This window comes from Actinoplanes sp. NPDC051861 (assembly GCF_040681145.1).
Lineage (GTDB): Bacteria > Actinomycetota > Actinomycetes > Mycobacteriales > Micromonosporaceae > Actinoplanes.
Genome location: NZ_JBFAYE010000013.1, coordinates 238,252 through 251,780, shown reverse-complemented (window position 1 = coordinate 251,780; position 13,529 = coordinate 238,252). Strand labels below are relative to the sequence as shown.

At 71.5% G+C, this 13,529-nt stretch carries 12 protein-coding genes; 5 read left to right on the top strand and 7 right to left on the bottom strand.

Translation table 11 applies throughout. From position 1 onward, the window contains the following. Window positions 1-25: 25 nt before the first annotated feature. On the bottom strand, window positions 26-1,630 hold the full coding sequence (locus AB0M02_RS29815; RefSeq protein WP_364232682.1) for an acyl-CoA dehydrogenase family protein: 1,605 nt from the start codon (window positions 1,628-1,630) through the stop codon (window positions 26-28). Window positions 1,631-1,704: 74 nt separating this feature from the next. Between AB0M02_RS29815 and AB0M02_RS29810 the strand changes: the two genes are divergently transcribed. Genes AB0M02_RS29810 through AB0M02_RS29800 form a run of 3 tightly spaced genes read left to right on the top strand, consistent with a single transcriptional unit; the run spans window position 1,705 to window position 3,560 of the window. Further along, on the top strand, window positions 1,705-2,385 hold the full coding sequence (locus AB0M02_RS29810; protein WP_364232680.1) for a phosphatase PAP2 family protein: 681 nt from the start codon (window positions 1,705-1,707) through the stop codon (window positions 2,383-2,385). A gap of 9 nt (window positions 2,386-2,394) precedes the next feature. Further along, on the top strand, window positions 2,395-3,066 hold the full coding sequence (locus tag AB0M02_RS29805; RefSeq protein ID WP_364232678.1) for a phosphatase PAP2 family protein: 672 nt from the start codon (window positions 2,395-2,397) through the stop codon (window positions 3,064-3,066). After that, window positions 3,063-3,560: a DUF402 domain-containing protein gene (locus AB0M02_RS29800; RefSeq protein ID WP_364232675.1), complete on the top strand. Its 498-nt coding sequence runs from the start codon at window positions 3,063-3,065 to the stop codon at window positions 3,558-3,560. The genes AB0M02_RS29805 and AB0M02_RS29800 overlap by 4 nt, the downstream gene beginning before the upstream one ends. Here AB0M02_RS29800 and AB0M02_RS29795 read toward each other — a convergent pair. Genes AB0M02_RS29795 through AB0M02_RS29785 form a run of 3 tightly spaced genes read right to left on the bottom strand, consistent with a single transcriptional unit; the run spans window position 3,551 to window position 7,813 of the window. Beyond that, window positions 3,551-4,939, bottom strand: coding sequence for a sulfatase-like hydrolase/transferase (locus tag AB0M02_RS29795; protein WP_364232673.1), 1,389 nt, complete (start codon window positions 4,937-4,939; stop codon window positions 3,551-3,553). The genes AB0M02_RS29800 and AB0M02_RS29795 overlap by 10 nt on opposite strands. Window positions 4,940-4,996: 57 nt before the next feature. Next, window positions 4,997-5,782: a hypothetical protein gene (locus tag AB0M02_RS29790; protein WP_364232670.1), complete on the bottom strand. Its 786-nt coding sequence runs from the start codon at window positions 5,780-5,782 to the stop codon at window positions 4,997-4,999. 54 nt (window positions 5,783-5,836) lie between these two features. Beyond that, complete coding sequence (locus tag AB0M02_RS29785; RefSeq protein ID WP_364232668.1) at window positions 5,837-7,813, bottom strand: HEAT repeat domain-containing protein; 1,977 nt, start codon at window positions 7,811-7,813, stop codon at window positions 5,837-5,839. Between the two features lie 40 nt (window positions 7,814-7,853). On the opposite strand from AB0M02_RS29785, the gene AB0M02_RS29780 reads away from it, so the two are divergent. Beyond that, window positions 7,854-8,504 carry a 4a-hydroxytetrahydrobiopterin dehydratase gene (locus AB0M02_RS29780; RefSeq protein WP_364232666.1) on the top strand — a complete coding sequence of 217 codons (651 nt, stop codon included), beginning with the start codon at window positions 7,854-7,856 and terminating at the stop codon, window positions 8,502-8,504. Between the two features lie 52 nt (window positions 8,505-8,556). Here the strand turns inward: AB0M02_RS29780 and aceB are convergent, their stop codons facing one another. Together aceB and aceA are read right to left on the bottom strand one after the other, a co-directional pair. Further along, window positions 8,557-10,182: a malate synthase A gene (gene aceB / locus AB0M02_RS29775; protein WP_364232664.1), complete on the bottom strand. Its 1,626-nt coding sequence runs from the start codon at window positions 10,180-10,182 to the stop codon at window positions 8,557-8,559. Between the two features lies 1 nt (window position 10,183). Next, window positions 10,184-11,470: an isocitrate lyase gene (gene aceA / locus AB0M02_RS29770; RefSeq protein WP_364232662.1), complete on the bottom strand. Its 1,287-nt coding sequence runs from the start codon at window positions 11,468-11,470 to the stop codon at window positions 10,184-10,186. A 129-nt stretch (window positions 11,471-11,599) separates the two neighbouring features. On the opposite strand from aceA, the gene AB0M02_RS29765 reads away from it, so the two are divergent. Continuing rightward, entirely contained in the window at window positions 11,600-13,048 is a 1,449-nt protein-coding gene (locus AB0M02_RS29765) for a helix-turn-helix domain-containing protein (protein ID WP_364232660.1), read from the top strand. A gap of 28 nt (window positions 13,049-13,076) precedes the next feature. Here the strand turns inward: AB0M02_RS29765 and AB0M02_RS29760 are convergent, their stop codons facing one another. Continuing rightward, window positions 13,077-13,472 (bottom strand): VOC family protein, encoded by a 396-nt coding sequence (locus AB0M02_RS29760; RefSeq protein ID WP_364232658.1) that lies wholly within the window; start codon window positions 13,470-13,472, stop codon window positions 13,077-13,079. Between the last annotated feature and the right edge of the window lie 57 nt (window positions 13,473-13,529).

The following is a 13,529-nucleotide window of genomic DNA, read 5'->3' as shown; positions in this document are numbered from 1 at the left end:
GGCGGTCCTGAGAACCCCGGAGTTGCTAGGCGGGTGCCGCCCGCGACAGGATCGCCTCGGTGTCCACCCCCGCGGGCAGGGTGCCGAACGTGTGGCCCCAGTCGCCGCCCAGCCGGCTGGCACAGAACGCGTCCGCGACCGCGGCCGGCGCGTGGCGCACCAGCAGCGACCCCTGGAGCACGAGCGCCATCCGTTCCACGACGCGTCTCGCGCGTACCTCGAGATCGGTGTGATCCGCGAGCTGATCGCGAAGATCAGCCACCGCCGCGTCGAGGCGCCGATCGGCGCCGGACGCCACGTCCACCTCCGCCAGGAAGGCCTCCCCGGAGTCCGGCGAGCGGTTCAGCGCCCGCAGCACGTCGAGGGCCTGCACGTTGCCGGAACCCTCCCAGATCGAGTTGAGAGGCGCGTCCCGGTAGAGGCGGGGGAGCCCGGAGTCCTCCACGTAACCGTTGCCGCCGAGGCACTCGAGCGCCTCACCCACCACGGCCGGCTGGCGCTTGCACACCCAGAACTTCGCGGCCGGGATGGCCAGGCGCCGGAAGAGATCCTCGCCGCGGTCCACCGCCCCGGCCAGCCGCATCGCGAGGGCCGTCGCCGCCTCGGACTCGATCGCCAGGTCGGCGAGGACGTTGCGCATCGCCGGCTTGGCGATCAGCGGGCCGCCGAACGCGCTGCGGTGCCGGGCGTGGTGGACGGCCTGGACCAGCGCCGCGCGCATCCCGGACGCGGAGCCGATCACGCAGTCCAGCCGGGTCGTCGCGACCATCTCGATGATCGTGCGAACGCCCTGGCCCTCCGCGCCGACCAGCCACGCCGTGGTGCCGTCGAACTCCGGCTCGCTGCTGGCGTTGCTGCGGTTGCCCAGCTTGTCCTTGAGGCGCTGGATGCGGAAGACGTTGCGGGTGCCGTCCGGCAGCACGCGGGGCACCAGGAAGCAGGAGAGGCCACCGGGCGCCTGGGCGAGCACCAGGAACAGATCGCACATCGGCGCGCTGGTGAACCACTTGTGCCCGCGCAGCGTCCAGGTGCCGTCCGGACCCGGCGTGGCGGTGGTGGTGTTGGCCCGCACGTCGGAGCCGCCCTGCTTCTCGGTCATGCCCATCCCGGCGAGCAGGCCGCGCTTGCCGGTGGGTGTGCGCAGGCCCGGGTCGTAGACGCGGCTGGTGAGCAGCGGTTCGTAGACGGCGGCCAGGCCGGGGTTCTGCCGCAGGGCGGGCACCACGGCGTAGGTCATCGAGATCGGGCAGGCGTGGCCGGCCTCGACCTGCGACCAGACGAAGAACCCGGCGGCGCGGGCGACGTGCGCGCCCGAGCGTTCGTCGGCCCAGGCGGCGCCGGCCAGGCCCTCGGTGACGGCGACGTCCATGAGGTGGTGCCAGGAGGGGTGGAAGTCGACCTCGTCGAGGCGGTGACCGTACCGGTCGTGGGTAAGCAGGCGCGGCTCGAACCGGTTGGCCTCCTCGGCCCACCGCTGTGCCTGCTCGGTCCCGGCCAGCTTGCCGAGACGATGCAGGTCACCCGCCGCCCAGCCGGCACCCTCCCGGTCGGCGGCCGCCAGCAGCGCCGCGTCCTCGGCGACGTCGTGCCCGGTCAGCGGGGGCGGCTGGTTGAACACCTCGTGGGTCATGCCCCGCACCCTACTCGCGAGTAGCTCAAGACCCACAGGTGCTTGCCAGTCAGGCTGTGGGGTAATTGGCCGCCATGCGGCCATCAAGGGAGACAACAACCACCACAGAGGTACGCGCGACAGCGGCCGTTGTCGCGATACCGCTGCTCCTGGTGCCCTTCGCCCTGATCGCGGCTCTGGTCGCGGGCCGCTGGGGACCGCTGCACGACCTCGACGAGACGGTCACGCACCGGCTGAACGAGTTCGCGCTCGCCCATCCCGGCTGGGTCGGGGTGATGGACTGGTGGAGTCTCGCCTTCCACCCGACGACGTGGCGGGTGGCGGCGGCGGTGCTGGCAGTCTGGCTGTGGCGGCGGCGCGAGCGGGCACAGGCGGTGTTCGTGGTGGTGGCCATGACGGCTGGTGCGCTTTTGGGCGTACTCCTCAAACTGCTCTTCGGGAGGCACCGCCCGGACCTGCTCGATCCGGTGGCGCAGGCCGCCGGCTATGCCTTTCCCTCCGGCCACGCGCTGACCAACGCTCTCGGCGCGGCCGTCTTCCTGATGATCCTGCTCCCGATGGCCGGTCGGTGGGCCCGTGTCGCGCTGTGGCCGGCCGCGGTGGGGATTCCGCTGGTCACCGCGTTCAGCCGGGTGCTGCTCGGCGTGCACTGGACCAGCGACGTGGTGGGCGGCCTGCTGCTCGGTGTCGCGCTGGCCGTGCTCGCCCGCCAGATCATCGAACGGAGACGTGTTCCCGAGCGCCCGCTTGGGTAGAGAGCGGCAATGCTCATCACTGCCGGGCAGGTCCTCAAGCGGGTGATCCTGCCGATCGCCGCGCTGCTGCTCTTCATGATCGGGCTCGGTCTCCTGCTCACCGGGACGGCCGAGCACCTCTGGCCGCTGACCGTCGAGGACGGCCTGAACCGCGAGCTCGCCGGAGACCGCACCGAGACTCTCAGCGACATCTCCCACCTGGTCAGCGGCATCGCCGACACACCGCGCATCGTGGCCGCCACGGCGGTGGCCGCGGTGATCCTCTGGCTGCTGCGCCGCCGCCGGGAGGCGATCTTCCTGGCGTGCGCGGTGACGGCCCAGGCGCTGGTCTTCTTCTTCACGACCAAGGCGATCGACCGGCCCCGGCCCGCTGTCGAGCGGATGGACGCCTCACCGCCCACCTCCAGCTTCCCGTCCGGGCACACGTCGGCGGCGGTCGCCCTCTACATCGGGCTGGCGGTGGTGCTCGCCGCGATGGCCCGGCAGACGTGGCTCAAGGCGCTCTGCTGGATGCTGATCCTGGTGCCGGTGGGCGTGGCGTTCGCCCGGATGTACCGGGGCATGCACCACCCGAGCGACGTGGTCGCGGCGTTCGTCAACGGCGGCATCTGCCTGTACGTGATGTCCCGCGCGGTATTGGATCGCGCGGGGGTGACCACGCCGGTAGCGTCGGCCGGATGACTTCACAGATGCGGTTCACGAAATGGGGCGGAAAACTGCACTGGGTCTATCCGATGGAGCCGCTCGGCTCCGACGAGCACGGCGAGTGGTTCGGCGGCCGCAAGGGCATCACCCTCCGCCGGGGGTACGAGGAGCCGGTCACCCAGCCGCACGACTTCGTCCAGCTGATCCCGGCACACGGCTGCTGGATCGCGGCCTTCAACGACGTGGCGGCGGAGACCGACATCGCCGTCTACATCGACGTGACGACCCGGCCGGAGGTCGACGGCGACGTGATCCACGCCGTCGACCTCGACCTGGACGTCGTGCGCCTGCGCGACGGCTCGGTACGCGTGCTCGACGAGGACGAGTTCGACGAGCACCGGGTGCTCTACGGCTATCCGGCCGAGGTGGTCGCGCAGGCCCGCGCGACCTGCGACGACCTCGTGGCCCGCCTGACCACGGCCACCACCGCCTTCGAGAAGACGGCGGTGGCCTGGCTGGCTCAGCTGTAACGCAACTGCGGGGCGTCGATCTCCTCCCAGCTGGCGCGCAGTTCGGCGACCAGCTCGGGGTGCTTGGCGGCGAGGTTGGCCTGCTCGCGCGGGTCGGCCTCGACGTCGTAGAGCGCGTCGGTCGTGCTCAGCCGCAGGTACTTCCATCTGCCCCGGCGCAGGGCGCGGTTGGCACGGGTACGCCAGAAGATGTCCCGCTCCGGCACCTCCGCGCCGCGCAGCAGGTAACCGGCCAGGCTGGTGCCGTCGAGCGGGTACGCCGGGTCCGGGCTCGCCCCGGCGATCTCCAGGAGCGTCGCCGTCCAGTCGTGGGTGACCACCGGCTCGTGGCTGACCTGGCCGCCGCGTACCCGGGCCGGCCAGCGCAGGATCGTCGGCACCCGGATCCCGCCCTCGCTGAGGCTGGCCTTGTTGCCGGTGAGCGGCCAGTTGCACGAGAACCGCTCCCCACCGTTGTCACTCTGGAAGACCACCACGGTGTCGCGGTCCTGGCCGGTCTGCCGCAGCGCGGTGAGCACCTGGCCGATGCGCCGGTCCAGGTTCTCCACCATCCTCCGGTACGTCTCCAGCGAGCCGCCGTCGTTGTGGAAGATCGCCTGCGCGTTGCCGGCCTTGATCTTCGCGGTGATCTCGTCGCTGACCGCGCGGTCGCCGGGCGCCTCCCACGGCCAGTGCGGGCTGGTGAAGTTCAGGTTGAGCAGCCACGGCCGGTCGTGCCCGCGGCGCACGAACGCCTCGGCCCTCTCGGCGATGACGTCGGTGTAGTACCGCCCGTCGTTCTCGACCGGGGTCTCGCCCTCGTACAGGTCGTACTTCCCGGTGTGGCTGTACTTGGAGTAGTAGTCGACGCCACCGGAGTAGTTGCCGAAGAACTCGTCCCAGCCGGCCCGCAGCGGGCTGAAGTGCGGCAGGAAGCCACCGTGCCACTTGCCGATCAGTGCGGTGGCGTACCCGGCCTTCTTCAGCAGCGAGGCGAGCGTGGGGTGCGTGGACGGGATGCCGTCGCGGTCGTTGGCGGCGCCGATCGGCTCGGGCAGGCCGCCGGGGGTGCGGCCCGGGTAGCGACCGGTGTAGAACGCGACCCGGGTGGGTGAGCAGACCGCGCCGGAGGAGTAGCCGTTGGTGAACCGCACGCCGTCGCGGGCCAGCCGGTCCAGGTGGGGCGTGCGGATGTTCGGCGAGCCGTAGCTGCTGAGGTCGGCCCAGCCGAGGTCGTCGGCGAGGATGAACAGGATGTTCGGCCGCTTCGACTGTCCCGGTTTCGCCTGAAAGGGCCGTTCGGTGGCCGAGGCTTCGGCCTCGGCGGGGATGGCGGTCGCGGCGGCGGCCCCGGCGAGCGCGCCGAACACGCCGCGCCGGGTGGTCCCACGGTTGTTCACGATGTCTCCAGTGGATCGATGAATGCCCCGCCGACATTATCCATCGAGCCGATAGGATTAAAGGAGATGCCGCGATGTGGGACCGGGCAGCGTCTGGGCGGTCAGGGTGGCCAGGCCGAGCAGGAGCACGGTCAGGCTGAGCGCCGGTGCGGGGTCGACGGGCCGCGGGGTCGCCGGGGGTGCCGGTGCGGCGGCCACCTGGACGAGGATCACCTGGTTCGCCCCCTCGCCCGGGTTGGTCACCCATCGGCTCGACACCAGATCGTTCTCCTCGACGAGGAACAGCAGGCCGGCGGCCGCGAGCAGAACCGGTGCCAGCGCCGTCGCGGCGAGGCGCAGCGGGCGGGTGAGGAGGCCGGCGTTGATGGCGAAGCCGAGCAGGATCAGGGCGAGGGCGGGCAGGGAGAGCGCGATCGCGCGGTCGAGGGGGTCGGGCGCGATGATCCACGGGTCCGACGGCATGTCCAGCATCAGGTTCCCGGCCAGGACCAGGACGGCGACGGCAAAGAGGGCCGCCGGCAGCATGGCGATCCGCGGCCGCCGGGCCCGGATGAGCACCGAGGTCGCGAGCAGGGCTGCCGCGGCGGTGGCCAGGAACTCCGCGGCGAGTGCGTGGCCCTCGGCGCCGTTGGGTGCGGTGTCCCAGATCGCGGCGGCGGCCGTCCCCGTGGCCAGCCCGCCGGTCAGCAGCCGGCCGGCCCCGGTGGCCGGCGCGTCACCGGCCAGGGCGTATGCCAGGAGGGCGGCAGACGTCAGCGTCGCGCCGAAGGGCAGGACGTCGCCGCCGAAGACGTAGAGGGCCGCGAGGACGAGGAACCATCGGGCTGCCCAGGTCGATGTCACCCGAGCATGATCCGGGCTTTCGCCCGACGGCGCCATCCCTCCGGCATACCCGATTTATCGCTGGATAAGGCGTTCTGTCGCTGCTCGAATCCGGCGGCGCAGGCGGTCGTCGGCCCAGGGGTCGTCGCCCACGCGCTCGTCCTTCTCGGTCAGCGCCGTCAGAGCGGGCACCGCGGCGGTGGCCCCGACGGACACAAGAGCGTCCAGAGCATCCCAGGTGGCGCCCGCACCGGACGCCACCACCGCCACGAGCGGCTCGGCCAGCTCGTCCGCGTCGACACCCAGGCCGTGCAGGGCGCGGGCGGCACCGGGCCGGGCGTGCAGCTCCGCCCGCAGCAGCTTCTCCAGTGAGGGCCGCAGCTCCTCGCCACCGCCCAGCTCCGCCAGCAGCGCCGCCGCCGTGCCGGCCGGCGCGAACCCGGCCCGGACGACCGCGCCCACCACCGGCCTGGCGAGCTCGGCGTCACCGGTCGCGCGCCAGGCCAGGCGGGCCGCCGCGACCTGCTCGTACCGGCGCTCGTGCCGCGGATCAGTCTCGGTCGTCAGCCAGGGCCGCAGCGCGGGCAGCAGCACCGCCGCAGCCGGTCCGGCGTCAGCGATCAACCCGAGATCGTGGGCGAAATACCGGGGTTTCTCCGCCAGCGCCGTCGCAGCCGCCGCGACGAGCGGGCCGCTGTCACCGGTCAGCCGCAAAACAGCGTGCCCGGCCCGGACGTCGCCCCGGGCGGCCAGCTCGGCGAGCGCGGGAAGGGCCGGAAGAGCGCCCGCACCGACGGCCACCAGAGCGCCGGCCGCGGGCACCGGCATCTCGGGCAACAGCGCGACGATCTCCGGAACCGCGCCGCCCGCCGAGGGACCCCACCCGGCCAGGATCGTCAGGAGATCGTCACGAGGGTCAGCGGCGGCCGCGTAAGCCGAGCCGGCCCCGGGCCGCCCCAACTCCCGGCGGATCAGTTCCAGCACCTCGGGGTCGAACGGCGGCGGCTCGGCACCGCGCGGCAGCGTGAGCTGGTGACCGGCGAGCACCGCCTCCCGGTAACCCGGATGTCCGAGACGGATCAGCACGGACAGGGCGGTCCGCGCCACCTCCCGGTCCTCGTCGCGCGAGGCGGTGAGCACCGCGCCGGCAACCGAGGAGGACGCCTCACCGGCCGCCGACACGGCATAGGCGGCGGAGAGGCGCACCCGCGGCGACGAGTCAGCCAGCAGCTCCCGGGCCAGCGGGAGCAGATCTCCCGGCGCTGAACGCGACCGCAGGAACCGCTGCCGGATCATCCCGGCGAGCTCCTTGCGGACCGCCGGCACACCGGACCGGATGACGCGCTCGGCGAGATCCCGCGCGGTGGCCTCGTCGACGCCGAGGAACACCTCGCCGAACGCCGACTCGCGGGCCCGCCACGGGCTGTCCTCGTCGTCGGCGTGGATGACCGCCTCCAGGTCCTCCACCGGCAGCCGCCGCCCGGCCCGGACGGCCGTCAGCGCGGCAGCGGCCCGGACCTCCGGCGCCGGATCGCCGGCCACCGGCGTGTCACCCAGCAGCGCCAGGCCGAGCAGGATCGACGCGCGCACCCTCGGGTCGGTCTCGGCGGCCCACCGGTCCCGCAGCGCGTCGAGGGTGTGCGGCCCGCTCCAGGCGAGCGCGTAGGCGGCACACGCCCGTACCGAAGCGTCGGGATCGCCCAGCAGCGGCAGCAGTGGCCCGCTGTGCACCGCGACAGCGGCCCGGACCATGGGCTGTTCCGGCCCGTTGGCCTCCGCCGGGTCGCACAGCCCACCCAGCGTGCGCAGCAGATGGTCGCGGTGATGCACGCCCGGTGTCGCCGCCAGCTCGACCAGGAACGGCACCACCTCGGCGGTCACCGGATAAACAGTGCCCTGATGCCAGATGCTCGAGTGGAAGTCGTACCGGCCCTCCCCGGCGACCTCCGGGTCGGGCGAGGCGATCGCCCGCAGAATCTCCGGCGCCTCGTCACACGGGCCGTACGCCCCGTCGAGCGAGGACCAGTCGACGTCGTCGATTCCGTTCAGCACGCGACGCACTCTAGAGCTTCCCCGGTGTGAGGATGGGGGCATGACGAAGCTGAGTGGACAGGAGATCGCGGACCGGGCGCCGAAAGGCTGGGTCTATCTGCCGGGCGCGCTGCGGACCCGTCTGCGGACCGGGACCTTCGCCGCCGGGCTGGAGCTGGTGAACGCGATCGGCGCGGCGGCCGAGGAGGCGAACCATCACCCCGATCTCGACCTGCGCTACACCTACCTCGACGTGACGCTGGTCAGCCACGACGTGGGCGAGGTGACCGCTCGCGACCTGCGGCTGGCGGCCACGATCAGCGAGCTGGCGACCCGGGCGGGCGTCCCGGCGGAGACCGCCGGGGTCGTGCGCCTGGAGCTCGGCCTGGACAGCCCCGCCTTCTCCCGCGTGCTGCCGTTCTGGCAGGCGGTCCTCGGTCTGGAGCACCGCAGCAGCGAGTTCGGTGACGAGCTGAGCGACCCGGGCGGCCTGCTGCCGTCGGTCTGGTTCCAGGAGTCCGGCGACGAGGAGCCGCGCCAGCGCTGGCACCCCGACCTGTGGGTGGACCCGTCCGAGGTGCGGCCCCGGATCGACGCGGCGATCAAGGCCGGCGGCAGCCTGGTCAGCGACGCCGAGTCGCCCAGCTTCTGGGTCCTCGCCGACCCCGAGGGCAACAGGGTCTGCCTCTGCACGTGGCAGGAGCGGAAGTAGCAGACAGCGATGAGGCGGGGCAGCCCCGAGCCGCCCCGCCTCATCTCACCGTTCAGGCCGCGACAGGAGCCTGATCGATGACCGGAGCCGACGCCCCACCGGACAGGTGCCGAAGGTAGGCCGGCAGGGTCAGGAACTCCGGGCAGGTCCGTTCGGTCAGCAGGACCACGAGCAGCGTCCGTGCCTGGCCGAAGCACCGGGCCGCTTCCTCGTCCAGCGCCCCGGTCTCGCTGAGGACGTCGAGTTCCTCACGCAGCATCCGGGTGACGAGGGTCGCGGTGATCGGCACGCCGTAGTCGGTCGGCGTACCCTCCGAGATCCACTGCCAGAGCTGCGCGCGGCAGATCTCGGCGGTGGCGGCGTCCTCCATGAGACCGCCGAGCGCGACGGCGCCCCGGCCGCCCAGCCAGGCGGCGATGTAGCGCAGGGCCACGCTGGCGTTGTTGCGCAGCGCCACCTCGCTGACCGACACCTCGCCGGCCTTGAGGTCGAGCAGGTCGGTCGCGGTGACCCGCACGTCGTCGCGCTTGCGCACGATCTGGTGCGGCTCGTCGCCCAGCCACTGGTCGAACACCTCACGGCACGTCTCGACCAGCGCCGGGTGCGCCACCCAGGAGCCGTCGAAGCCGTCGCCGACCTCGCGCCGCTTGTCCTGGCGGACCTGGTTGAGGGCCCGCTTGGCGGCGACCGGGTCGCGGCTGGGCACGACCGCGGCCATCCCGCCGATCGCGTGGGCGCCGCGCCGGTGGCACGTCTTGACCAGCAGTTCGGTGTACGCCCGCATGAACGGCGCGGTCATCGTCAGCTGCGAGCGCTCCGGCAGCACCGCGTCCGGACGATTCTTGATCATGCTGAACAGGTAGTCCCAGCGGCCCGCGTTCAGGCCGGCCGAGTGCTCGCGCAGCTCGTACAGGATCTCGTCCATCTCGAACGCCGCGTTGATCGTCTCGATCAGGACCGTGGCCCGGATCGTGCCGCGCGGGATGCCGAGGTACTCCTGCGCGTAGACGAAGACGTCGTTCCAGAGGCGGGCCTCCAGGTGCGACTCCATCTTCGGCAGGTAGAAGTACGGCCCGCTGCCCCGGTCGATCTGCTTCTGCCCGCAGTGGAACAGGTAGAGGCCGAAGTCGAACAGCGACGCGGAGACCGCCCGGCCGCCGATGCGCAGGTGACACTCCGGCAGGTGCCAGCCCCGCGGCCGCACCATGATCGTCGGAACGGACGAGCCGACCTCGTAGCGCTTGCCGTCAGCGGCCGTGAAGTCGAGTGTGCCGTCCAGCGCGTCCCGCAGGTTGAGCTGGCCGAGCACCACGTTCTCCCAGGTGGGTGACGTGGCGTCCTCGAAGTCGGCCATCCACACCTTGGCGCCGGAGTTGAGCGCGTTGATGGTCATCTTGCGCTCGGGCGGGCCGGTGATCTCGACGCGCCGGTCCATCAGGTCGGGCGCGGCCGGAGCGACCTGCCAGGACGCGTCGTCGCGGATGTGCTGGGTGGACCCGAGGAAGTCCAGGTCGGTGGTCCGGGTGGCCCGGCGGCGCCGGCGGCGCTCCAGGAGCTGGACCCGGCGCGATCCGAACTCGCGGTCGAGCGCCACGATGAACGCGACGGCCTCGGGGGTCAGGATCTCGGAGTAGCGGCCTGCGGTGGTGCCCGTGATGGTGATCTCCTCGCCGCCCATGTCAGAACTGCTCCGCCTCGGTGCTGCCCGAGAGGGCGGTGGTGGACGAGTCCGGGTTCAGCGCGGTGGAGACCGCGTCGAAGTAGCCGGTGCCGACCTCGGCCTGGTGCTTGGTGGCGGTGTAGCCGTCGGCCTCGGCCGCGAACTCCGCCTCCTGCAGCTTGACGTACGCGGTCATGCCGGTCTCGGCGTACCCGCGGGCCAGCTCGAACATCGAGTGGTTCAGAGCGTGGAAGCCGGCCAGCGTGACGAACTGGAACTTGTAGCCCATCGCGCCGAGCTCCTTCTGGAACTGCGCGATCGTGGCGTCGTCCAGGTTCTTCTTCCAGTTGAACGACGGCGAGCAGTTGTACGCGAGCAGCTTGCCCGGGTGCTTGGCGTGCACCGCCTCGGCGAACTTGCGGGCGAAGTCCAGGTCCGGCTTGCCCGTCTCCACCCAGAGCAGGTCGGCGTAGTCGGCGTACGCCACACCGCGGGCGATCGCGGCGTCGTCACCCGGGCGCACCCGGAAGAAGCCCTCGGAGGTGCGCTCGCCGGTCAGGAACGGCTGGTCGCGCTCGTCGACGTCGGTGGTGAGCAGGTCCGCCGCGAGAGCGTCGGTACGTGCGATCACCAGCGTCGGCACCCCGGCCACGTCGGCGGCGAGGCGGGCGGCGTTGAGCGTACGGATGTGCTGCTGAGTCGGGATGAGAACCTTCCCGCCCAGGTGGCCGCACTTCTTCTCGCTGGCCAGCTGGTCCTCCCAGTGCACGCCCGCCGCGCCGGCCGCGATCATGCCCTTCATCAGCTCGAACGCGTTCAGCGGGCCACCGAAGCCGGCCTCCGCGTCGGCGACGATCGGGGCGAACCAGTCGCGCTCGTGCCGTCCGGCCGCGGTGTCGATCTGGTCGGCGCGCAGCAGCGCGTTGTTGATCCGCCGGACCACCGCGGGCACCGAGTTCGCCGGGTAGAGCGACTGGTCCGGGTAGGTGTGGCCGGAGAGGTTGGCGTCCGCCGCGACCTGCCAGCCGGAGAGGTAGATCGCCTTCAGGCCGGCGCGCACCATCTGGGTCGCCTGGCCGCCGGTCAGCGCGCCGAGCGCGTTGATGTAGTCCTCGGAGTGCAGCAGCTGCCACAGCCGGGCCGCACCACGCTCGGCCAGCGTGTGCCGCTCCTGGAGGGTTCCCCGCAGCCGCACGACATCCTGCGCGGTGTAGTCGCGCTTGATGCCCGTCCAGCGGGGGTCGCCGGCCCATTCCCGAGTGAGGTCCGCAGCGGTACCGCCCCTGGTTTCGGTCAGCTCAGTCATCAGAAAAATCCCTTTCCTGCCCTGTCGCGTTCTTCCGTGTGGAAGAACTTCACTCTCAGGGATCACGCAAGCCCCTTTGAAGGGATCTGTGAGAAGAAGAAGTGAAGAAATTCTGCTAGGTTGAAACCCGTGACCGCTTCACCTTCTGAGTCGACCGTGGACCTCGTAACGCTCGGGCAGCGCCTCCGTCATCTCCGCCGGACCCGGGGCATGACACTCGACCAGCTCAGCGAGGCGGTGGGACGGGCTCCGTCGCAGCTCTCGCTCATCGAGAACGGGAAGCGGGAGCCGAAGCTGTCGGTTCTCCAGTCGATTGCGCAGGCTCTGGGCGTACCCATGCAGGATCTTCTTCGCCCGGAGGCGCCGAGCCGGCGCGCCGGGCTGGAGATCGAGCTGGCCCACTTTCAGAAGAATCCCGCTTATTCCGCTCTTGGCCTTCCCGCCGTGCGCGCCGGAAGGCGCCTGCCGGCCGACGCGCTCGAATCCCTCATCGGGCTGCACCGCGAGCTGAACCGGCTGCTTACCGAGCAGAGCGCGACACCCGAGGTGGCCCGGCGGGCAAACGCGCAGCTCCGCGCGGAGATGCGCGAGCGCGACAACTACTTCCCCGAGATCGAGAAGGCGGCGGCGCGGGTGCTGCAGTCGGTCCGGCACGCGACCGGACCGCTCTCCCAGCGCGGCATCCTGGACATCGCCGCGCAGATCGGCTTCACCCTGCACTACGTCAACGACCTGCCCAGCTCCACGCGCTCCGTGACCGATTTGAAAAATCGGCGAATCTTTCTCCCGCAGGTGGCCAGCGGCAAGGGCCACGACCCGCGCAGCGTCGTCCTGCAGACCCTGGGACACTTCGTCCTGGGACACGAGGACCCGGCCGACTACGGCGACTTCCTGCGCCAGCGCGTCGAGGTCAACTACTTCGCCGCCGCCCTGCTGATGCCGGAGAACTTCGCCGTCGAGTTCCTCACCGAGGCCAAGGCCGACCGCGCCCTGGCCATCGACGACTTCCGCGACGCCTTCGGCGTCTCCTACGAGACCGCCGCCCACCGCTTCACGAACCTGGCCACCCACCACTTCGGCATCCCGGTGCATTTCGCCCGGGTGCACGAGAGCGGCATCGTCTACAAGGCCTACGAAAACGACAACGTCCGGTTCCCCGCCGACGTCACCGGCGCCATCGAGGGCCAGCCGGTCTGCCGCAAATGGGCCTCCCGAACAGTCTTCGAGTCCGACGACCCGTATTCGAGCTTCTACCAGTTCACCGACACGGTCGCGGGCACGTACTGGTGCACCGTCCACGTCGAAGCCACCAGCTCAGGCCTCTTCTCGGTGACCGTGGGCACCCCCTACGAACACGCCCGCTGGTTCCGCGGCGGCGACGTGACCGGCCGAACCGTCTCCACCTGCCCCGACCCCGACTGCTGCCGCCGTCCACCCGCCGAGCTGGTCTCCCGCTGGTCCGGCAACGCCTGGCCGAGCGCCCGCGTCCACTCCCACCTGCTCGCCGCCCTCCCACCGGGCACCTTCCCCGGCGTCGACAACCGTGACGTCTACGACTTCCTCGAACGCCGCTCCTGACGTCTGCCGCGCGGCGGTCGCCGCGCCTTCAGGCGGGCTGGCGGGCGATCGCCTCCGCGCTGACCGGCGTGAACAGGTTGATCAGCGTGCCGTCCGGGTCGCGCAGGAGCAGCGAGCGGTTGCCCCACGGCATGAGGGTGGGCTCCTGGACGACGACGACATCGTCGAGCACCTCGTTCAGGCGCTCGAACTCGGCGTCCACGTCGTCGACGCGGAACTCGACGAGGGCGCTCCGGTTGGCGGCCGGTTCGGCGGCCGAGCCGGGAACGGTGGTGGTGCTGCCGATCGCGAGGATCGCGCCCGGCAGCAGGAGCTGGGCGAAGTCCGGCGTGAAACGGCGGGCGGTGACGCCGGTCAGCCGCTCGTAGAACTCGGTGAGGTGGGCGACGTCGCCGGTGATGAGGCGAACGGATACCTGGTTCACGGCAGTGCTCCTGTTCGTTCGTGGTGACGGCCACTTCGTTCGTGGTGACGGCCACTT